This is a genomic window from Acidovorax sp. HDW3 (assembly GCF_011303755.1).
Classification (GTDB): domain Bacteria; phylum Pseudomonadota; class Gammaproteobacteria; order Burkholderiales; family Burkholderiaceae_C; genus Paenacidovorax.
Window position 1 is genome coordinate 1,066,492 of sequence record NZ_CP049885.1, and the last position, 20,697, is coordinate 1,087,188.

A 20,697-nucleotide genomic window follows, 5' to 3' on the forward strand; every position below is an offset into this window, starting at 1 on the left:
CCGCGAATGCGGGCTGTTTCTTTTTTTGCGGCGGTGGCGGTGCTCAGTCGAGCAGGTCGGCGTATTCCTTGTGACCGTAGCCGGTGAGCTGTGTCCAGGGCAGGGTGCTGGGCAGGGTCTGGCGCCGGGCGGTCGTAACGCTGCGCTCATTGCCCTGGGCGTTGTGCGATTCGATGCGCTGCGGGAACTGGCCCTGGATGTCCCACAGCACCTGCACCGGCTGGCTGCTGCTGCCGCCCTGGTACCAGCGTGCGCCGGCCGGGGCCGGGCGGGCCAGGGGCTTCATGCGGGCGAGCTGTGCTGGGTCGAGCAGGTGCTGGGCGTTTGCCCATTGGCCGTCAAAACCCACCTGGCCCCATTCGGCGGGCGGCACATCGACCAGCAGGCGTTCGTGCGCGTTCACCAGGCGCACCTGCAGCTGGCCATCGCCCTGGCGCTGCACCCAGCGGGCGGAGGCGGCAATGTCCATGTGCTTGTGTGCCTTGGCGCCGCTGCTGTGCTCGTCTTCGCTGTGTGCATGGCGCGGCAGGATGCGGGCCAGCCAGATTTGCTCGCCCTGGCGCAGTAGCTGCTCGCTGTAACGCAGTTCGCGCGTGACGCCATCGGCGCTCACGGTGTGGACATGGTGCTCGATATGCAAGGCCAGGGCGGGCGGATGGGCGGGGGCGGCTGGTGCGGCCTGGGCCGAGCCCGCCAGGGTCAGGCCCCAGGCCAGGGCGGTGGCTGCGCAAAGACGGTATGGCATGGTGTCGAAAAAGCAAGGAAAGCGAAAGGGAAAAGCCGAACACGCCCGGGCCGCAGGGGCCGGCGGGCGTGGCCGGGCGTTAGGGCACGGGGCTTACAGGCCCATGGCCGCCTTGACGCGGCCGAAGACCTTGGTGTTGAGCATCGTGCCCTTGAAGCCGTTGCTGCCGGCGCCGCCGGCAAACAGCATCACGTCGCCGCCGCCATGGGTTTCGGAGCCGGGGCTGCCCAGGGGAATGCCGACTTCCTGCAGGTAATCGTCGGCGGCGGTATCGACGCTGGTCAGGTCGTCACGCACGGCCTTGCGCGGCCCGCCGCCGTTGCCAAAGACCAAGGTGGTGTAGGGCTTGCCGTCGGCGGCCTGGGCCAGCACGGGCTGGCCTTGCACGCTGCTGGCCTTGATGTCGGTGCTCTTGCCGAGGATGGGCGTGCCGCGCTGCGCGTAGCCGTTGAAGGCCATGGTGTGGTCGTGGTCGGCGGTGACGACGATCAGGGTGTTCTTCAAGTCCACCAGCGACAGCGCACGGGCAATGGCGTTGTCAAAGGCGACGGTGTCTTCGAGCGCGCGCTTGGCATTCGTGCCGTGCAGGGCGTGGTCGATGCGCCCGCCTTCGACCATGAGGAAATAGCCCTTACCGTTGTTTTGCAGCACCTTGATGGCTTTTTCCGTCATGTCGGCCAGGCTGGGCTCGTCGAGCTGCTTTTTCACCCGGTCGAGCTCGTAGTTCAGGTGATCCTTGTTGAACAGGCCCACCAGCTTGGTGGTGCTGGCCGGGTTCACGGCCTGCAGCTGTGTGCCGGTGCTTACGTATTGGTAGCCGGCTTTTTGCAGCAGCGCCGTCAGGTCCTGGCCGTCGCTGCGCTTGCCGCCGGCGGTGGTGGGCAGGAAGAACTTGGCGCCGCCGCCCAGCAGCACATCGAGCCCCGTGCCCAGGGCCGGGTTGAACAGGCCGGAGCCGGGCACGGCCTGGGCGGCGATGGTGTTTTCGGCGTCGCGGTGGCAGACGTGGGCGAAGGTCGCGGCCGGCGTCGCATGGGTCACGCGCGTGGTCGTCACCGCACCCACCGACTTGCCGGCGGCCTTGGCCAGTTCGAGCAGCGTGGGCACCGATTGGCCGTTGCCGCTGGCGGGGCAGGCGCTGTCGGTGCCGTTCAGGTAGGGCTTGGTGCCGTTGTAGGCGTGGGTGTCGGCGCTCATGGAGATGACTTCGTTGTTCATCTTCACGCCGGTCATGTAGGCGGCCATGGAGGGGGCGCTGTCGGTGGTCTGCGCATCGTTGGAGAAGGTGCGGATGCGTGCCGTGCGGCGCAGGCTCTCCATCGTCAGCTGGCCGGCTTCGCCCACTTTGTAGATGCGGCTGGCGGTGACGGTGGTCGGGCCCATGCCGTCACCGAGGAAGAAGATGACGTTGGTGGCCTCGCCGGCGGCCCAGCTGGCGCTGGTGGTGGCCAGCAGCAGGGCGGCGGTGCGGGTGATGTGGTGCAGTGCTTTTTTCATGGGGTGATCTCTGGTTTACAGGCCGCTGGCCTTGCGGATCAGGCCGAACACTTCGGTGTTGGTGAGGGCGCCGCTGAACAGATCGGCACCTTTGCCGGCGGCGCCCAGGAAGACGTCGGTGCCGCCATGGGTCTCGTTGCCAGCGGCCATGGGGATCACGGCCTCCTGGTGGTAGTTTTTGTCGGCCACCTGGGCATCGGTCAGGGCCGTGCGCACGTTCGGGCGGTTCTCACCGTTACCAAAGCCGATGATGGTGAAGGGGGTGCCACCCAGATCGGTGCCCAGGCTGCCATCGACGAAGTTTCGCAACAGGCCGAGCACGCCCGGGTTGCTGGCGGTGGTCGGGCCGGTGCGGGCGGCGTAGCCGTTGAGCACCAGGGTGTGGTCGTGGTCGGCGGTGACGACAACGAGGGTGTTCTTCAGCCCCGGATCTTTGGCCTGCATCTTGTCCAGGGCGCGGGCGATGGCATCGTCGAAGGCCACGGTGTCCTGCAGCGCCTTGCGTGCGTTGGTGTCGTGCAGCGCGTGGTCGATGCGCCCACCCTCGACCATGAGGAAGAAGCCCTTGTCGTTCTTGGTCAGCAGCTCGATGGCTTTGCCAGTCATCTCGGCCAGGCTCGGTTCTTTGCTGGCGTCGCGGTCTGTGTCGTAGGCCATGTGGCTGTTGGCGAACAGGCCGATGAGCTTCTTCGTTGCGGCGGGTGCGGCGGCGTCGAACTCGGTCTTGTTTTGCACGTAGGTGTAGCCCTTGGTCTTGAGTTCGGCCGTCAGGTCGCGCCCGTCGGTGCGTTTGCCGCCAGCGGCTTGGGGCAGGAAGAACTGGCGCCCGCCGCCGAGCAGCACGTCCACGCCGTCGCCCAGGGCGCTGTTGAAGCCGGCGCCCCCGGGCACGGCCTGGGCGGCAATGGCGTTTTCACCATCGCGGTGACAGATGTGGGCGTAGGTGGCAGCCGGGGTGGCGTGCGTGATGCGCGTGGTCGTGACTGCGCCCGTACCCATGCCGGCAGCCTTGGCCAGTTCCAGCAGCGTAGCCACGGCCTGGCCGTTGCCGCTGGTGGGGCAGCGGCTGTCGGCGCCGCTGATGTAGTCCTTGCCGCTGGCGTCGAAGGCGCGCGTCTCGGGCGTCATGGAGATGACTTCGTTGTTCATCTTCACGCCGGTCATGTAGGCGGCCATGGAAGGTGCGCTATCGGTCACCTGGGCATTGTGCGAATAGGTGCGGATGAAGGCGGTCTCAGGCAGCTTGTCCATCGCCATTTCGCCGTCTTCGCCGACCTTGTAGATGCGCGCTGCGGTCTGGGTCGTCAGGCCCATGCCGTCGCCGAGGAAGAAGATGATGTTTTTGGGCGCGCCGGCGGGCGTTGCCGGGCTATCGTCACCTGAACCACCGCAGGCCGCCAGGGCCAGGCTGGCGGCTGCGGCCAGGGCTGTGAACCGAAGTTGCATGAATGCTCCGAAAAAGTAAGAGTGCGGTTGGCACTATCCGGAGCGGCTGTGACGCCGTGATGACGGGCGAAAAAAAACCGCAGCACGCGGCTGCGGTTTTTGTCGGAGCACTGTGGCTTACTTGAGCGACAGGATCCAGCCGGCGAGCTTCTTGGCTTCGGCTTCGTTCACGTTGGCGTTCGGGGGCATGGGAACGGGGCCGTACACGCCCTTGCTGCCCTTCATGATGTGCTCGACCAGGGTGGCTTCGGCGTCTTTCTGGCCGGCGTGCTTCTTGGCCACGTCCTTGTAGGAGGGGCCAACCAGCTTCTTGTCGGTAGCGTGGCAAGCCAGGCAGTTCTTGGACTTGGCCAGGGCTTCATCGGCCATGGCGGGGGCGGCGGCAGTGGCTGCCAGGGCGAGGGCGATCAGGACACGGTTCATCGGAGGCTCTCCTGTGGTTGGGTTACTATTGATCCGAACGAAATTGTAGTGTCCCTGGTTGACAGGGAACTGCGGTTTTTCTCTTTTGTCCACGGAGGCCGACATGTACATGCTGGGATTAGCGCTTGTTCTGACGCTGCTCAAATATTTAGAGATCGGCCCCGTCGCCAACTGGTCTTGGTGGTGGGTGCTTGCACCATACGCGCTCACAGCCTTGTGGTGGGCCTGGGCCGACGCCACCGGCTACACCAAGCGCAAGGCCATGGAAAAAATCGAGCAGCGCAAACAAGACCGCGTCAACAAACACAAAGAGGCCATGGGCATGGCGCCGCGCAAGCCGCGTTGATACCCTGCGGCAATATACAGGCCCGCTGCCGATCTGGCTGCGGGCTTTTTTGTGCCTGCTGGGGAGCGCGGCGGGGCTGCGACATAATGAAACGGTTTGTCCACGCCGGCAGCTCAAGAGGCCGAGCCCCGTGGCGTGCGCCGTGCCCCAACCCCTAGGGGCCAGATTTTTTAGAGATTCTTGAGAGCTTTTCCACGATGCCCGCCTACCGTTCCAAAACCTCCACCGCCGGCCGCAACATGGCCGGTGCCCGCGCCCTGTGGCGTGCCACCGGCATGAAGGACGCCGACTTCCAAAAGCCCATCATCGCGGTGGTCAACTCCTTCACCCAGTTCGTGCCCGGCCATGTGCACCTCAAGGACATGGGCCAGCTCGTGGCGCGTGAGATCGAGGCCGCTGGTGGCGTAGCCAAGGAGTTCAACACCATCGCCGTGGACGACGGCATCGCCATGGGCCACGACGGCATGTTGTACTCGCTGCCCAGCCGCGACGTGATTGCCGACAGCGTGGAGTACATGGTGAACGCGCACTGCGCCGACGCCATGGTCTGCATCAGCAACTGTGACAAGATCACCCCCGGCATGTTGATGGCCGCCATGCGCCTGAACATCCCGGTGATTTTTGTCTCCGGTGGCCCCATGGAAGCGGGCAAGGTGCAGCTGGCGGTGCCGGCGAGCAAAACCTTCCACGCCAAGAAGCTCGACCTGGTGGACGCCATGGTCATGGCCGTGGACGAGAGCGTGAGCGAGGCCGACATGGCCGAAGTGGAGCGCAACGCCTGCCCCACCTGCGGCTCCTGCTCGGGCATGTTCACCGCCAACTCCATGAACTGCCTGACCGAGGCGCTGGGCCTGTCCCTGCCCGGCAACGGCACCACCCTGGCCACGCACGCCGACCGCGAGCAGCTGTTCAAGCGCGCCGGGCGGCGTATCGTCGATCTGGCGCGCCAGTACTACGAAGGCGAAGACGAGAGCATCCTGCCGCGCGCGGTGGGCTTCAAGGCGTTTGAGAACGCCATGACGCTGGACATCGCCATGGGCGGCTCGACCAACACCATCCTGCACCTGCTGGCGATCGCGCAGGAGGCCGAGATTGCCTTCACCATGCAGGACATCGACCGCCTCTCGCGCACCGTGCCGCAGCTGTGCAAGGTGGCGCCCAACACCGACAAGTACCACATCGAGGACGTGCACCGCGCCGGCGGCATCTACGCCATCCTGGGTGAGTTGGAGCGCGCCGGCAAGCTGCACACCGACGTGCCCACGGTGCACGCCCAGACCCTGGGCCAAGCCCTGGCGCAATGGGACGTGGTGCGCACCCAGGACGCGGCCGTGCACCATTTCTTCCAGGCCGCGCCCGGTGGCCGCCCGACGCAGGTGGCCTTCAGCCAGAACGAGCGCTGGCCCAGCCTGGACCTGGACCGCGAACACGGCTGCATCCGCTCCTACGAGCACGCTTTCAGCAAAGAAGGCGGCCTGGCCGTGCTGGTGGGCAACATCGCCCTGGACGGCTGCGTGGTGAAAACGGCGGGGGTGGACGACTCGATTTTGGTGTTCGAGGGCAAGGCCTACGTCACCGAGTCGCAGGACGAGGCCGTGGCCGACATCCTGGCCGACAAGGTGCAGGCGGGCGACGTGGTCATCGTGCGCTACGAAGGCCCCAAGGGCGGCCCCGGGATGCAGGAAATGCTCTACCCCACCAGCTACATCAAGAGCAAGGGCCTGGGCAAGGCCTGCGCGCTGCTGACCGATGGCCGCTTCTCCGGCGGCACCTCGGGCCTGTCGATTGGCCACTGCTCGCCCGAGGCGGCGGCGGGCGGCGCCATCGGCCTGGTGCAAAACGGCGACAAGATCCGCATCGACATCCCGAACCGCAGCATCAACGTGCTGGTGAGCGACGAGGAGCTGGCACGCCGGCGTGCCGCCCAGGACGCCCAGGGCTGGAAGCCGGTCAAGCCGCGCCCGCGCAAGGTGTCTGCCGCGCTCAAGGCCTACGCCAAATTAGTCACCAGCGCCGACAAGGGCGCGGTGCGTGACCTGTCGCTGCTCGACTGATGGAGGGCAGGGCGGTGAGCAAGCAACTTTTGGTGGTGTACCACTCGCGCACCGGCGGCACGCGCCAGCTGGTGCAGTCGCTGCAGGACGGGGCGCGCGACGGCGGCGCCAGTACCACGCTGCGCCTGTTGCCTGCGCATGAGGCGCAGGTCGATGACCTGCTGGCAGCCGACGGCTACGTCTTCGCCGCGCCGGAAAACCTCGCGGCCCTGAGTGGGGAGATGAAGGAGTTTTTCGACCGCTGCTACTACGGCGCCCTCGATCGCATCCAGGGCCGGCCCTGCGCGCTGCTGGTGTGCGCCGGCAGCGACGGCAGCGCCGCCCTGCAGCAGATGCGGCGCATTACCACTGGCTGGCGCCTGCAGGAGGTGGCCGAGCCCTTCATCGCCTGCACCTACGCGCAAAGCCCGGAGGAAATTGCCGCGCCCAAGCGCATGGCGCGCACCGCGTTAGAGCGCTGCTACGCCCTGGGCAGTGCCATGAGCCTGGGGCTGGAGTTGGGCGTTTTTTAACGTAAAAAAACCGCTCGCAAGGAGCGGTTTTGCTATTAAAAGAAGAGCTGCTCGCGCTTGCTGCAAGCGCGCTGCAGCCTGTTTTTATCCCTGAGATTGGGTCTGCAGGTAGTTTTGCAGGCCGATTTTGTCGATCAGGCCGATCTGCTTTTCCAGCCAGTAGCTGTGGTCTTCCTCGGTGTCGCGCAGCTGCGCCAGCAGCATGTCGCGGCTGACGTAGTCTTGCAGGCTGTCGCACAGGGCGATGGCCTGGCGCAGGTTGTCGCGCACCTGGTACTCGGCCGCCAGGTCCTTGCGCAGCATGTCGGGCACGTCCACGCCGGGGTTGAGGTCCTTGGGGCGCATGTCCGGCTGGCCACCCAGGAACAGGATGCGGCGCAAGATGGCGTCGGCGTGCTGGGTTTCCTCCTGCATTTCATGGTCCATGCGCTGGTACAGGCGCACAAAGCCCTGGTCTTCGTACAGGCGCGAATGCAAAAAATACTGGTCGCGCGCGGCCAGTTCGCCGCGCAGCAGCTCTTTGAGGCAATCAATGACTTGGGGGTGGCCTTGCATGGTGGGACTCTCTTGGTAGAACTCGAACCCGGCGAGTATCCCGCCACTGCGCCCCCAGGTGGGGCAAATACCCGTGAAAAATGACTCGGGATGCGAACGCGTCGCAGACGGTTTTGCAAACCGACGCAGCCTTGCTGCACTGCGGCACAATCGCCGCCATGCTGATGTACCCGCAGATCAACCCCATTGCCGTGCAGATCGGGCCGCTGGCCGTGCACTGGTACGGTATTACCTACCTCGTGGCCTTTGGCCTGTTCCTATGGCTGGGCACCCTGCGCCTGCACCACCCGCCGTTTGTGCACCTGCGCGGTGCACAGGCGTGGACGCGCAAGGATGTGGAGGACTTTTTATTTCTGGGCGTGCTCGGCGTGGTGCTGGGCGGGCGCCTGGGCTACTGCCTGTTCTACAAGCCGGGCTACTACCTGCTGCATCCGCTGGAGGTGCTGTACGTCTGGCAGGGCGGCATGAGCTTTCACGGCGGCCTGCTCGGCGTGGCAGCGGCCATGCTGTGGTTTGCCCATTCGCGCCAGCGCCCGCTGCTGCAGGTGGCCGACTTCGTCGCCCCCTGTGTGCCCACCGGCCTGGCGGCCGGGCGTGTGGGCAACTTCATCAACGGCGAGCTTTGGGGGCGCTTTGCCAGCCCCGATCTGCCCTGGGCCATGGTGTTTCCGCAAAGCGGCACGCTGGCGCCGCGCCACCCGTCGCAGGTGTACCAGTTTTTGCTCGAAGGGCTGCTGCTGTTCGTGCTGCTGTGGCTGTACGCGCGCCGCGAGCGCCGGCCAGGGCAGGTGACCGGGGCGTTTTTGTTCGGCTATGGGCTGCTGCGCTTTACGGCGGAGTATTTCCGCGAGCCCGATGCTTTCCTGGGCATCCTGTCGCTGGGCATGAGCATGGGGCAGTGGCTGTGTGTGCCCATGATCGTCGGCGGCGCCGGGCTGTGGCTTTGGGCGCGCCAGCAGCCAATTGCAAACAAAAAAGCTTGAATCCCTTATTGGATAAGCGCGAGCAGCTATCAAAAAATGAGTGAAAAAATGCCGGGCGAAGTGCGGGTGCAGGCCCATGCCGGGGGGCTGATCGAGGTGGAGCTGGCGCACCCGGGCAAGCTCAACGCCATGAACCGCGCCATGTGGCGCCAGTTGCGCTCTGTTTTTGAGCGCGTGCAGCGCAATGCGCAGGCGCGCTGCGTCTTGATTTCAGGGCAGGGCGGGGCGTTTTGCGCCGGCGGCGACATTGCCGAGTACCCGGGTTTTCGCTTTGACCCGGTGCAGCTGCGCGATTTTCATGAAAACGACGTCTGGGGCGGCCTCGTTGCCATGCTGGCCTGCGACGTGCCCATCGTCGCCGCCATCGAGGGCGCCTGCATGGGCGCCGGGGTGGAGATTGCCAGCTGCTGCGACCTGCGCATCGCCAGTGCCCAGGCGCGCTTCGGTGCGCCGATTGCCAAACTGGGTTTTCCCATGGCGCCGCGCGAGGCGCAGCTGGTGGCCGCCGCCGTGGGGGAGGTGACGGCACGCCAGATGCTGCTCGAAGCCGCCACCTTCAGTGCTGAGGAGATGCTGGCGCGCGGCTTTTTGAGCCGGGTCGTGCCCCCCCATGACTGCACCGCCCAGGCGCGTGCGGCAGCCGAACGCATCGCCGCCCTGGCGCCGGCAGCAGCGCGCATGAACAAGCAGACGTTTCGGGCCTTAAAACAGCCGCTAGCGCCCGCCCATCAAGCGCTAGCAGCTATCGAAAGCATAGTAAACGGCGGCGCCGACCCCTACGCCTACGCCGCCAGCGCCGAGCACCGCGAGGGCATTGCAGCGTTCTTGGAAAAGCGCCGGCCCGTGTTTTAACCTGTGCTTGAGAGCAGTTAACGCAGCACCAGCACCGGCACGTGCGAATGCGTCAGCACGTGCTGGGTTTCGCTGCCCAGCAGCAGGCGCTGCAGGCCCCGGCGTCCGTGCGAGGCCATGACGATCAGGTCGCAGCCGTGGGTTTGGGCACTTTCAATGATGGCCTCGGCCACCAGGTCCGATTGCACGATCAGCGCCTGCACCGCCACGCCCTGGCTGTTGCCCTCGGCCTTGACCTTGTCCACCAGGGCCTCGGCCTCGGTGCGCCACTGCTGCTCGACACGGGCAATGTCGGCGGCCTCGATCGGCAGGCCGCCCTCGAAGTAATTGCGCGGATAGTTGGGCACGACTTTCAAAACAGACACTTTGGCCTGGCCGAGCGCCGCCAGCGCCAGGCCGTGGCTGACGGCCTTGTGCGAGAGCTCCGAGCCGTCGGTGGCGATCAGGATGTGTTGGTACATGGGAATCCTCCTAGCTTGAAAGTTGTGACCATATAGCTTATGGGCGAGTGATTTGCTCTTCTTAATTTAAGTCAATTTTGCGCGGGCTATGTACACGCGGATACACTGCGCCCCCATGTCCCAAGTCAATTCCGAACCGCCCGCTGCAACGCTGGTGGCAGCTGCGGCTGCGCCGATAGCGGCGGCCAGCCTGCTCGACGATCCCCAGGAGTGGGCGGCGTTCGGGCGCCAGGTGGCCGGTGCAGTGCCCGAAGAAGGGTTGTGGGATTCACAGGTGGTGCTGCAGGGAATGCATTGCGCCGCCTGCGCCCTGACGATCGAGGAAGCGCTGCGCGCCGTGCCTGGCGTGCAGGAGGTGCAGGTCAGCGCCGCCACGCAGCGCGCGCGCGTGCAGTGGCGCCCGGCGCAGGTGCTGCCCTCGGCCTGGATGGCAGCGGTGCAGCGTGCCGGCTACCAGGCCCTGCCAGCCATGGACGCGCAGGCGCGCGAGCAGCGCCAGGCCGAGCAGCGCAAGATGCTCTGGCGCTGGCTGGTGGCAGGTCTTTGCATGATGCAGGTCATGATGTACGCGTGGCCCGCCTACATCGCCCAGCCCGGCGACCTGTCGCTGGAGATGGAAACCCTGCTGCGTTGGGCCTCCTGGGTGCTGTCGGTGCCGGTCATCATCTTTTCGTGCGGACCTTTTTTCAGCAATGCGCTGCGCGACGTGCGCCTGCGCCGCGTCAGCATGGACTTGCCGGTGGCGCTGGGGATGCTTATTACGTTTGTCGTCAGCACCATCGGAACCTTCGAGCCGGCCGGCATTTTTGGCCGTGAGGTGTTCTTTGACTCGCTGACCATGTTCGTCTTTTTCTTGCTCACCGGCCGTTGGCTGGAGCTGCGCCTGCGTGAGCGTACCGCCGGCGCGCTCGAAGCCCTGCTCAATCGCCTGCCCGACAGCGTCGAGCGCCAGCGCACTGACGGTGGTTTTGAGCGTGTCGCCGTGCGCCGCCTGGCCGTGGGCGACGTGGTGCGGGTGCTGCCGGGCGATGCATTTCCTGCCGATGGCAGCATCATCGATGGTCAGACCCAGGTCGATGAGGCTTTGCTCACCGGTGAGTCCACCCCGGTGTGGCGTACCGAGGGCGCGCGTGTGGCCGCTGGCAGCTACAACCTCCAGGCGGCAGTGCTGGTGCGCGTCGATGGTGTGGGCGAGGCCACGCGTTACGCACAAATCGTCCGCTTGATGGAAAGCGCAGCGCTGCAAAAACCGCGCCTGGCGCAGCTGGCCGACCGCGTGGCGCGCCCCTTTTTGTTGGCCGTGTTGCTCGCTGCCGGGCTGGCCGCCGCTTGGTGGTGGCCGACTGACCCCGGCCACGCCCTCATGGTGGCGGTGGCGGTGCTCATCGTCACCTGCCCTTGCGCCTTGTCGCTGGCCACGCCCGTGGCCATGCTTACCGCTGCGGGCACCCTGGCACGCCATGGCGTGCTGGTGCGCAATCTACAGGCGCTAGAAGCGCTGGCCACGGTCGATACCCTGGTGTTTGATAAAACCGGCACCCTCACGCGCGATGGTCTGGTGCTGCAGGCCGTGCGCCCGGCGCCGGGCGTGGATGGGGCGCAGGCCCTGGCCTGGGCGGCGGGCTTGGCCCAGCAATCCTTGCACCCGGTGGCGCGTGCCGTATTGGCTGCCTGGCAAGAGCGTCACCCGGATGCCGTGGGCGTCAGCCCCGAGCAGGTGCAAGAGAGCATAGGCCAGGGGCTGCAGGGGCTGTACCAGGGGCGCTGCCTGCGCTTGGGCTCACCGAGCTACACCGGCGTGGCTGCAGATGCTGCTGGCACGCAGCAGGTAGTGCTTGCTGAGCTGCAGGACGGCACCTGGCAGGAGCTGGCACGGTTTGATTTGCATGAAGACCTGCGTCCTGAAGCCGCCGCCGTGGTGCGGCAGCTGCAGCAGGCCGGTGTGCAGGTGCAGCTGCTGTCGGGTGACCGCCCAGTGGCCGTACAGCGCCTGGCGCAGCAGCTGGGCATTGCCCAGGCCTTGGGGGGCTGCACCCCCGCCGACAAGCTCGCGCGCCTGCAGGCAGCGCAGGCCCAGGGGCACCAGGTGGCGATGGTGGGCGATGGTTTGAATGACGGCCCGGTGCTCGCCGGTGCCCATGTGTCGTTTGCTTTTGGCTGTGCCGTACCGTTGGCGCAGGCGCGCTCTGATTTCGTGGTGTTGGGTGCGCAGCTGACCTTGGTAGCCCAGACCTTGCTGCTGGCACGCCGCACCCTGCGCGTGGTGCGGCAAAACCTTTGGTGGGCTGCGCTTTACAACGCGTTGGCGGTGCCGCTGGCGGTGCTGGGGTGGATGCCGGCCTGGCTGGCGGGTCTGGGCATGGCCGCGAGCTCGCTGCTGGTGGTGCTCAACGCTGCGCGTCTGTCGCGTGCCCTGGCTCCGCTGGCGCCTGCCAGTGCCGCGCCAGTGTCGGTTTCAACTGCATGGGAGATGGCTTGATGGATATCTTGTATTTGCTCGTGCCCCTGTCGGTCGTTTTGGTGCTGCTGATCCTGCTTGCCCTGTGGTGGGCGGTGTATCGGGGGCAATTTGAAAGCGTCGAGCAAGAGGGGGAGCGGATTTTGCGTGACGGTTGACGTGAGTCAATCCCATCTTGACCTGGTTCAATATTATTTTTCGCTGCAATCAAAAAGAGGTACCTAATGGATTCACCAAGTACAAATGTGGCTGCGCACTACAACGACACGGTAGTGCGCCAATTTGCCATCATGTCTGTGGTATGGGGGGTGGTTGGCATGTTGGTCGGCGTCATCGTCGCTGCCCAGCTGGCGTGGCCTGAACTCAACTTCGGCATTTCATGGCTGAGTTTTGGCCGTCTGCGTCCGCTGCACACCAATGCAGTGATTTTTGCCTTTGGTGGCTGCGCCCTCATGGGCACCAGCTATTACGTGGTGCAGCGCACCTGCCAGACGCGCCTGTTCGCAGGTTCGTTGGCGGCGTTCACCTTCTGGGGTTGGCAGTTGGTGATCGTGGCTGCCGCGATTTCTTTGCCTCTGGGTTACACCTCGGGCAAGGAATACGCTGAACTCGAATGGCCGATCGACATCCTGATCGCCTTGGTCTGGGTGGCCTACGCCGTGGTGTTCTTCGGCACCGTGGGTACGCGCAAGGTCAAGCACATTTATGTGGCCAACTGGTTCTACGGTGGCTTCATTCTGGCCGTGGCGCTGCTGCACATCATCAACAGTGCAGCCATTCCTGCGGGTTTCATGAAGAGCTACTCGGCCTACGCCGGTGTGCAAGATGCCATGGTGCAGTGGTGGTATGGCCACAACGCCGTGGGTTTCTTCCTCACCGCTGGCTTCCTGGGCATGATGTATTACTTCATCCCCAAGCAGGCGGGTCGTCCGGTGTATTCGTATCGCCTGTCGATCGTGCACTTCTGGGCCCTGATCTTCACTTACATGTGGGCCGGCCCGCACCACCTGCACTACACCGCGCTGCCGGACTGGACGCAATCGGTGGGCATGGTGTTCTCGCTCATCCTGCTGGCACCGTCCTGGGGCGGCATGATCAACGGCATCATGACCCTGTCGGGCGCCTGGCACAAACTGCGCGACGACCCCATCCTGCGTTTCCTGATCGTGTCGCTGTCGTTCTACGGCATGTCCACGTTCGAGGGTCCGATGATGTCCATTAAGACCGTCAACGCCCTGTCGCACTACACCGACTGGACCGTGGGCCATGTGCACTCTGGTGCCCTGGGCTGGGTGGGCTTGATCACCATGGGTTCGCTCTACTACCTGATCCCGCGCCTGTTTGGCCGTGAAAAGATGCACTCCATCAAGGCCATCGAACTGCACTTCTGGCTGGCCACCATCGGCATCGTGCTGTACATCGCTGCGATGTGGATCGCTGGTGTGATGCAGGGCCTGATGTGGCGCGCCATCAACCCCGATGGCACCCTGACCTATACCTTTGTGGAAAGCGTCAAGGCCACCTATCCCTTCTACGTGATCCGTGTGCTAGGTGGTCTGCTGTTCCTCGGCGGTATGTGCATCATGGCCTGGAACACCTGGATGACTGCCATTTCCGGCCGCTCGGTGAATGTCGCCATCCCGGCCGTCAAGCCGGCCCACGCCTGAGACTGAGGAGGATTTCATGTCCCAAAACAACAATTCCACCGGCTTTACCCACGAGAAGGTCGAAACCAGCAACTTCCTCATGATCGTGCTGATCGTGCTGGTGGTGGCCATTGGGGGTCTGACCGAAATCGTGCCCCTGTTCTTCCAAAAATCCACCACCGAGCCGGTGCAGGGCTTGAAGCCTTACACCGCACTGCAGCTGGCTGGACGTGACATCTATCTGCGCGAAGGTTGCTACAACTGCCACTCGCAGATGATTCGCCCTTTCCGTGCCGAGACGCTGCGCTACGGCCACTACTCGGTCGCTGGTGAGTTCGTGTACGACCACCCCTTCCAGTGGGGCTCTAAGCGCACCGGCCCGGATCTGCACCGCGTGGGCGGCAAGTACAGCGATGAATGGCACCGCATCCACCTGAACAATCCGCGTGACGTCGTACCTGAGTCGAACATGCCCGCCTACCCCTGGCTGGAGAAAAACATGGTCGATGCCGACAGCCTGCCGGCGCACATGCGTGCTCTGCGTAAGGTTGGTGTGCCTTATACCGACGAAGAAATCGCTGCCAGTTCGGCTGAAGTCAAGGACAAGACGGAGCAAGATGCCGTGGTGGCCTACCTGCAGGCCATGGGTCTGGCGCTTAAATAAAGGAGGCCTCCATGGATGTCAACACCATGCGTATCGTTGTAACCCTGTTGTCCTTTGCCCTTTTTATCGGCATTGGTGTCTGGGCGTACGCGCGCCGCAATCAGGCCCGCTTTGATGAGGCAGCACAGCTGCCCTTCCTGCAGGATTGACTACCACAGCAATGAGAAAAACCCATGAGTGATTTCACGAGTAATTTCTGGTCGTTTTATGTGACCGCGTTCACCCTGCTGGGTATCTTCGGCTGTCTGCTGCTGCTGTGGCTGACAGCGCGTAAGAAGGTCGAATCGGCAGCGGACAACACCACTGGCCACGTCTGGGACGAAGATTTGATGGAGATGAACAACCCCATGCCGCGCTGGTGGATGTGGATGTTCGTCATCACCGCCGTCTTTGGACTGGGCTACCTGGCGATCTATCCTGGCCTGGGCAAGTTCGCCGGCCAGCTCGGCTGGTCCACCAAGGGTCAGTATGAGGCCGAGGTAGCAAAGGCTGCCAAGGATCTGGAGCCGATGTACGCGCGCTTTTCCAACATGAAGCCCGAAGACATGGCCGGTGATGCCCAGGCCATGGCCATTGGTGAACGTTTGTTCATGAATAACTGCTCGCAGTGCCACGGTTCCGATGCACGCGGCGGCAAGGGTTTCCCGAACCTGATCGACGTTGATTGGCTCCACGGCGGTACGTCCGACAAAATTCACGAAACCATTGCCCAGGGTCGTGTGGGCGTTATGCCGCCCATGGCTGCTGCGGTGGGTTCGCCTGAAGATGTGCGCAACCTTGCGAACTATGTGCTCAGCCTTTCTGGTAGCCCGAATGACTCGTTGCGCGCTTCGCTGGGCAAGGAAAAGTTCGGTGCCTGCGCTGCCTGTCACGGTATGGACGGCAAGGGTAACCAGGCGTTGGGCGCCCCCAATCTGACCGATGACATTTGGCTGCACGGTTGGGGCGAAAACGCTATCATCGAACGGATCAACAAAGGCGTCACCAACCAGATGCCGGCGCAGCAAGGTCGCCTGACCGATGCGCAGATCAACGTCCTGACGGCCTACGTTTGGGGCCTGTCGAACAAGCCGGCACAAGCGCGGTAAAAACAAGGCGGCGCTCTCCAGGCGCCGCCTTTTTGTTTTCTTCTAGATTCCTTTCCACAGTCCATGACCTCGCCTGCTGGCAAGCCCCGCAAAGTTATTCCTATTGCCCCCGCCGAAGCACCCAAAGAAGGGGGCTTCGCGTCTTTCTACGAAGCCCATAAAAAGGTGTACCCACGCTCCATCAGCGGTGTGTTTGCCCGCTGGCGCTGGGTGATGGTGTTTCTCACACAACTGGTTTTCTATGGCCTGCCCTGGCTGCAGTGGGGGCAGCGCCAAAGCGTGCTCTTTGATCTGGAGGCCAAGCGCTTTTACCTTTTTGGCTTGGTGCTGTACCCGCAGGACTTCATCTACCTGACGGCGCTGCTCATCATTTCGGCACTGGCCTTGTTCTTGTTCACCGCCGTCGCCGGGCGACTGTGGTGCGGTTTTGCCTGCCCGCAAACCGTGTACACCGAAATTTTCATGTGGATCGAGCACAAGGTTGAAGGCGACCGCAGTGCCCGGATGCGCTTGGACAACAACGGCTGGACGTTCGAGAAAGTCTGGAAAAAATCACTCAAACAGTTTCTCTGGATCGCCGTTTCGCTCTGGACCGGGTTCACCTTCGTCGGCTATTTCGTGCCGATCCGTGAGCTGGGAGGGGAACTGCTGGCCTTGCAGGGCGGTTGGCAGATCTTCTGGGTCGGCTTCTATGGTTTCATGACCTACGGCAACGCCGGCTTCTTGCGCGAGCAGGTGTGCAAATACATGTGCCCCTATGCGCGCTTTCAAAGCGCCATGTTCGATAACGACACCATGGTCGTGAGCTACGACCCGGCGCGTGGTGAACCGCGTGCTCCGCGCAAAAAAACTGCCGATTACAAGGCCGACGGCCTGGGTGACTGCATTGATTGCTCGTTGTGCGTGCAGGTATGCCCTACGGGCATTGATATCCGCGATGGCCTGCAGTACGACTGCATTGGCTGCGGTTTGTGCGTTGATGCCTGCAATACGGTAATGGACAAAATGGAGTATCCCCAGGGCCTCATCCGTTACACCACGCAAAACGGCGTTGCCAAGGGGTGGAGCGGGCGCCAGATGCTGCGTCGCGTACTGCGTCCACGTGTGCTGATTTATTCTGGGGTGTTGTTGGTCATTAGCGCGGCCATGATTGCTAGCCTGGCAATGCGCGTGCCTCTGAAGGTGGATGTGGTGCGCGATCGTGCTTCGCTCTCGCGCTTGGTGGCCGGCGGCAAGCTGGAAAACAGTTTCAGCCTGCAGGTCATGAATGCTACTGAGCAAATGCACCGCTATCGTATCTCTGCGGTTGGGCTCGATGGCCTGGAGGTGGCGTCTGAACCCGAGGTCGAGGTCGAGCCGGCGCAGTCACGCTGGGTGGCTACACGCTTGCAAATTCCGTACGGTTCGGCAGCGCCAGGATCGCACACTATTTATTTCAAGGTTGAAGCCTTGGATGCGGCCCATGTACAGGTGCAGGAAAAAGCAGTTTTCCTGGTACCACGTTGATTTTTTAAAGGATAAGAGCTGTTATGAGTACAACCCACAGCCCCGCCGCTGCCCTCTCGGTACCGCCGGCCCAGCCATGGTGGAAATATGGCCATGTGTGGATGCTGATTGCCGGCCCTGCCGTGGTCATCGTCGCTGGTTTCGTCACCCTGTGGCTGGCCGTGCGCCAGCCCGATCCGGTGATTTCTGAGGACTACTACCGCCAGGGGCTGGAGATCAACAAAACGCTGGCTTCACAAGGAGAAAAGGGCTTGACGCCGGCGATGCAGGGACGTAACCACGCCGCTACGCCGGCAGAGGATGCCGTTGGACGTTAAAGGAGGGGGCGAGAAGCGCGTGCTACCAGTAGTTTTTATTGGCAGGCTTGCTGGTTGTTCACCAAGCGCTTGAGGGCATCGGTGCTGAGGATTTTCACGTGGCGCTGTTTGACTTCGACGATGCCCTCTTCGACGAATTTGGAGAAGGTGCGGCTCACGGTTTCGAGCTTGAGCCCGAGGTAGCTACCGATTTCTTCACGCGTCATGCGCAGTACCAGTTCAGACTGCGAAAACCCCCGGGCGTGCAAGCGCTGCACCAGGTTGAGCAAGAAGGCGGCCAGGCGCTCTTCGGCGCGCATACTGCCCAGCAGCAGCATCACGCCGTGCTCGCGCACGATTTCGCGGCTCATGATCTTGTGCACGTGGCTTTGCAGTGCCGTGACCTCGCGCGAGAGCTCCTCGATGCGGTCAAACGGCATGACGCAGACCTCGGCATCCTCCAGGGCCACGGCATCGCAGGTATGGTGGTCGTTGACGATGCCGTCGAGACCGATGATTTCGCCCGCCATTTGAAAGCCGGTCACCTGGTCGCGCCCATCCTCCGTTGCCACGCAGGTCTTGAAAAAGCCGGTGCGAATGGCGTAGAGCGAGGTGAACGACTCGCCGTTGCGAAACAAGGTGCTGCCACGCTTGATCTTGCGCCGCGTTGCCACAACGTCATCGATACGCTGCAGCTGCTGTTCGTTCAGCCCCACGGGCATGCACAGTTCGCGCAAATTACAGTTGGAACAGGCAACTTTGATGGTGGATTGCAAATTCATGTCGGCAAAAGAGGCAGTGTGAGCCGCCCCGGGTGTCGCTAGGCTGGCAATGCAGGGCATTGTCGGATGTCATCAAATAGCTGACGAACATCAAATTGTCGCAGATGCGACAGTCACCTGTTAAATTGATAGAAGTCAAGATGAAGCAGTCAAGGGTAAGGCATATTACCCTGGCATGCAAGGAAACCCTTATGACCGTTATTACCCCCGAACTGCTGCAGCGCTTTGATGTCTCCGGGCCAAGGTACACCTCTTACCCTACCGCAGACCGTTTTGTTGAAGCGTTTGGCCAGGAGGAATATGCCCTGGCTCTGCAGCAGCGCAAGTTGGGCACAGCCGCCAAGGCGCTGCCGTTGTCGCTCTATGTGCACATTCCGTTCTGTGAATCGCTGTGCTACTACTGCGCCTGCAACAAAATCATCACCAAGCACCACGATCGTGCCGATGTTTACCTGCGCTACTTGGCGCGTGAGGTCGATTTGCACACTGCCCATTGCGGTGTCGGCCAGCATGTCAGCCAGTTGCACTTTGGTGGTGGAACGCCCACTTTCCTTTCGGACGAGGGGCTGCGCGAGCTCATGGGCATGCTGCGGCGCAGCTTCACCTTTGTGCCTGGGGGCGAGTATTCGATCGAGGTCGATCCACGCACCGTCACGCCCGAGCGCCTGGGTCTGCTGGCTGAACTGGGCTTCAACCGCCTGAGCTTTGGCGTACAGGATTTTGACCCTGAGGTACAAAAAGCCGTGCACCGCATCCAGCCGGCTGAGCAGGTGTTCGAGCTGGTGGCGGCGGCGCGTCAGATTGGTTTTGACTCGGTCAACGTCGATCTGATCTACGGCCTGCCGCGCCAGACGCCCGAATCGTTTGACCGCACCCTGGCTCAGGTGGCGCAGCTGCGCCCGGATCGGATTGCGCTTTATGCCTATGCCCACCTGCCCGAGCGTTTCAAGGCGCAGCGGCGCATCATTAACACCGAGCTGCCGCCGGCCTCGGCCAAGGTCAACATGCTGGCGCGTTCGCTCGCCGCCTTTATGGATGCAGGCTATGTCTATGTGGGCATGGATCACTTTGCCTTACCTGAAGACGCGCTGGCTGTTGCCAAGCGCCAGGGCCGCCTGCACCGCAACTTCCAGGGCTACAGCACCCAGCCTGATTGCGATTTGATCGCTCTGGGTGTCTCCGCCATTGGCAAGGTGGGCGCCACCTACAGCCAAAATGCCAAGACGCTGGAGGAATACTACGATTTCATCGACCAGGGTCGCCTGCCCGTGGTGCGTGGCCTGGCTCTCTCGCGTGACGACTTGGTGCGCCGCACCGTCATCATGGCGCTGATGTGTCAGGGCGAATTGTTGTTTGAGCCGATGGATTCGGCCTGGCTGATTGACTCGCGCAGCTACTTTGCCATCGAGCTGGAGCAGCTGCGCGAAATGCAGGGTCAGGGCCTGGTCGAGGTCAACGACGATGGCGTCAAGGTCACAGCCCTGGGCTGGTTCTTTGTGCGCGGTGTGGCCATGGTGTTTGACCGTTACCTGCAGGCGGACCGCAACCGCGCCCGTTTCTCGCGCATCATTTGAGAACTGTGCAGGGCCTGGCTTTCATCGGAACGGCGCTGCTCATGGGGCTCGCTGGCGGGCCGCATTGTCTGGCGATGTGTGCTGCGCCCTGTCATGCCGTCATCACGACGGGCAATGCACCGGCGCCAGAGCAGCAGACCTTGCAGTGGCTGCCGCAGCAGCGGGCGCAGCGCTGGCGCCGGGCGGTGCTGTTTCATACCGGTCGCCTGTTTGGCTATTCCCTGGCCGGAGCCTTGGCCGCGTGGGCTATGGCCAGCCTGGCCTGGCTAACGCAGCAAACCGGGGCTTTGCGCCCCCTGTGGGGCTTGAGCCACGTGGCCATGTTGGCCTGGGGTGTTTTGATGATGGCACAGGCACGCCAGCCAGCCTGGCTTGAAAATGCCGGGCGGGGGCTGTGGCGGCGCGTGCAGCCGCTGTTGGGGCGTCCTGGGGGAGTGTGGTTGGCGGGCAGTGGGTGGGCGTTCATGCCTTGTGGCCTGTTGTATTCGGCCCTGCTGGTGGCGGCATTGAGCAATGGGCCGCTGCAAGGGGCTTTGTCGATGGCGGGCTTTGCTGTGGGTAGCGGGCTGTGGTTGTTTGCTGGCCCCCTGCTGTGGGGGCAATTGCGCCAGCGCCTGAACCATTGGCGTGCCAGCTGGGGGACGCGCCTGGCAGGCTTGCTGCTGTTTGGTATTGCGGTCTGGGCCTTGTGGCAAGATCTGAGCCACAACGGCTCTTTGTGGTGCTGACGATGGCGCGAATTGGATGCGACAACCCAAAAGTGTATAGACACACGCGTGGCTCCGGCTTTGTCCTGCACGGGGCTAGGG

The 20,697-nt window shown here is 63.3% G+C and carries 22 protein-coding genes; 15 read left to right on the forward strand and 7 right to left on the reverse strand.

Annotated elements, in window-relative coordinates; genetic code table 11:
* Nucleotides 1–43: 43 nt before the first annotated feature.
* From G7045_RS04695 to G7045_RS04710, 4 genes are all read right to left on the reverse strand, one after another.
* Nucleotides 44–745, reverse strand: a complete 702-nt coding sequence (locus tag G7045_RS04695) for a hypothetical protein (protein ID WP_166158001.1) — start codon at nt 743–745, stop codon at nt 44–46.
* A gap of 93 nt (nt 746–838) precedes the next feature.
* Nucleotides 839–2,242 (reverse strand): alkaline phosphatase, encoded by a 1,404-nt coding sequence (locus G7045_RS04700; protein ID WP_166158004.1) that lies wholly within the window; start codon nt 2,240–2,242, stop codon nt 839–841.
* A gap of 15 nt (nt 2,243–2,257) precedes the next feature.
* Nucleotides 2,258–3,688 carry an alkaline phosphatase gene (locus G7045_RS04705; RefSeq protein WP_166158007.1) on the reverse strand — a complete coding sequence of 477 codons (1,431 nt, stop codon included), beginning with the start codon at nt 3,686–3,688 and terminating at the stop codon, nt 2,258–2,260.
* 117 nt (nt 3,689–3,805) lie between these two features.
* Nucleotides 3,806–4,111, reverse strand: coding sequence for a c-type cytochrome (locus G7045_RS04710; protein WP_166158010.1), 306 nt, complete (start codon nt 4,109–4,111; stop codon nt 3,806–3,808).
* Between the two features lie 103 nt (nt 4,112–4,214).
* Between G7045_RS04710 and G7045_RS04715 the strand changes: the two genes are divergently transcribed.
* From G7045_RS04715 to G7045_RS04725, 3 genes are all read left to right on the forward strand, one after another.
* Nucleotides 4,215–4,457, forward strand: a complete 243-nt coding sequence (locus tag G7045_RS04715) for a TIGR04438 family Trp-rich protein (protein WP_166158013.1) — start codon at nt 4,215–4,217, stop codon at nt 4,455–4,457.
* Nucleotides 4,458–4,654: 197 nt separating this feature from the next.
* A complete protein-coding gene (ilvD, locus tag G7045_RS04720) occupies nt 4,655–6,511 on the forward strand; it encodes a dihydroxy-acid dehydratase (protein ID WP_166158016.1) in 1,857 nt (618 codons plus the stop codon).
* Nucleotides 6,511–7,023 carry a flavodoxin family protein gene (locus G7045_RS04725; RefSeq protein WP_166158019.1) on the forward strand — a complete coding sequence of 171 codons (513 nt, stop codon included), beginning with the start codon at nt 6,511–6,513 and terminating at the stop codon, nt 7,021–7,023. Before ilvD ends, G7045_RS04725 begins: the two co-directional genes overlap by 1 nt.
* An 84-nt stretch (nt 7,024–7,107) precedes the next feature.
* On the opposite strand, the gene bfr is transcribed toward G7045_RS04725, so the two are convergent.
* Nucleotides 7,108–7,578, reverse strand: coding sequence for a bacterioferritin (gene bfr, locus G7045_RS04730; RefSeq protein WP_166158022.1), 471 nt, complete (start codon nt 7,576–7,578; stop codon nt 7,108–7,110).
* A gap of 158 nt (nt 7,579–7,736) precedes the next feature.
* Between bfr and lgt the strand changes: the two genes are divergently transcribed.
* Together lgt and G7045_RS04740 are read left to right on the forward strand one after the other, a co-directional pair.
* Entirely contained in the window at nt 7,737–8,561 is an 825-nt protein-coding gene (lgt, locus tag G7045_RS04735) for a prolipoprotein diacylglyceryl transferase (protein WP_166160352.1), read from the forward strand.
* Between the two features lie 48 nt (nt 8,562–8,609).
* Entirely contained in the window at nt 8,610–9,413 is an 804-nt protein-coding gene (locus G7045_RS04740) for an enoyl-CoA hydratase/isomerase family protein (RefSeq protein ID WP_166160353.1), read from the forward strand.
* A 17-nt stretch (nt 9,414–9,430) separates the two neighbouring features.
* Here the strand turns inward: G7045_RS04740 and G7045_RS04745 are convergent, their stop codons facing one another.
* On the reverse strand, nt 9,431–9,874 hold the full coding sequence (locus G7045_RS04745) for a universal stress protein (RefSeq protein ID WP_166158025.1): 444 nt from the start codon (nt 9,872–9,874) through the stop codon (nt 9,431–9,433).
* 115 nt (nt 9,875–9,989) lie between these two features.
* On the opposite strand from G7045_RS04745, the gene G7045_RS04750 reads away from it, so the two are divergent.
* The 8 genes from G7045_RS04750 to G7045_RS04785 all read left to right on the forward strand — a co-directional run bounded on the left by G7045_RS04750 (nt 9,990) and on the right by G7045_RS04785 (nt 17,553).
* A complete protein-coding gene (locus G7045_RS04750; RefSeq protein ID WP_166158028.1) occupies nt 9,990–12,353 on the forward strand; it encodes a cation-translocating P-type ATPase in 2,364 nt (787 codons plus the stop codon).
* Nucleotides 12,353–12,490 (forward strand): cbb3-type cytochrome oxidase assembly protein CcoS, encoded by a 138-nt coding sequence (gene ccoS / locus G7045_RS04755; RefSeq protein WP_166160354.1) that lies wholly within the window; start codon nt 12,353–12,355, stop codon nt 12,488–12,490. Before G7045_RS04750 ends, ccoS begins: the two co-directional genes overlap by 1 nt.
* A gap of 66 nt (nt 12,491–12,556) precedes the next feature.
* On the forward strand, nt 12,557–13,999 hold the full coding sequence (ccoN, locus tag G7045_RS04760) for a cytochrome-c oxidase, cbb3-type subunit I (protein ID WP_166158031.1): 1,443 nt from the start codon (nt 12,557–12,559) through the stop codon (nt 13,997–13,999).
* Between the two features lie 16 nt (nt 14,000–14,015).
* Entirely contained in the window at nt 14,016–14,642 is a 627-nt protein-coding gene (ccoO, locus tag G7045_RS04765; RefSeq protein ID WP_166158034.1) for a cytochrome-c oxidase, cbb3-type subunit II, read from the forward strand.
* Nucleotides 14,643–14,653: 11 nt separating this feature from the next.
* Nucleotides 14,654–14,791: a CcoQ/FixQ family Cbb3-type cytochrome c oxidase assembly chaperone gene (locus G7045_RS04770; RefSeq protein ID WP_166158037.1), complete on the forward strand. Its 138-nt coding sequence runs from the start codon at nt 14,654–14,656 to the stop codon at nt 14,789–14,791.
* Between the two features lie 24 nt (nt 14,792–14,815).
* Nucleotides 14,816–15,730: a cytochrome-c oxidase, cbb3-type subunit III gene (ccoP, locus tag G7045_RS04775; protein ID WP_166158040.1), complete on the forward strand. Its 915-nt coding sequence runs from the start codon at nt 14,816–14,818 to the stop codon at nt 15,728–15,730.
* 63 nt (nt 15,731–15,793) lie between these two features.
* A complete protein-coding gene (ccoG, locus tag G7045_RS04780; protein ID WP_166158043.1) occupies nt 15,794–17,236 on the forward strand; it encodes a cytochrome c oxidase accessory protein CcoG in 1,443 nt (480 codons plus the stop codon).
* Nucleotides 17,237–17,259: 23 nt separating this feature from the next.
* A complete protein-coding gene (locus tag G7045_RS04785) occupies nt 17,260–17,553 on the forward strand; it encodes a FixH family protein (RefSeq protein ID WP_166158046.1) in 294 nt (97 codons plus the stop codon).
* 35 nt (nt 17,554–17,588) lie between these two features.
* On the opposite strand, the gene fnr is transcribed toward G7045_RS04785, so the two are convergent.
* A complete protein-coding gene (gene fnr / locus G7045_RS04790; RefSeq protein WP_166158049.1) occupies nt 17,589–18,314 on the reverse strand; it encodes a fumarate/nitrate reduction transcriptional regulator Fnr in 726 nt (241 codons plus the stop codon).
* Nucleotides 18,315–18,505: 191 nt separating this feature from the next.
* On the opposite strand from fnr, the gene hemN reads away from it, so the two are divergent.
* Together hemN and G7045_RS04800 are read left to right on the forward strand one after the other, a co-directional pair.
* Nucleotides 18,506–19,888, forward strand: coding sequence for an oxygen-independent coproporphyrinogen III oxidase (hemN, locus tag G7045_RS04795; RefSeq protein ID WP_166158052.1), 1,383 nt, complete (start codon nt 18,506–18,508; stop codon nt 19,886–19,888).
* Nucleotides 19,889–19,962: 74 nt separating this feature from the next.
* Nucleotides 19,963–20,616, forward strand: coding sequence for a sulfite exporter TauE/SafE family protein (locus G7045_RS04800; RefSeq protein ID WP_240919297.1), 654 nt, complete (start codon nt 19,963–19,965; stop codon nt 20,614–20,616).
* The last annotated feature ends 81 nt before the right edge of the window (nt 20,617–20,697 follow it).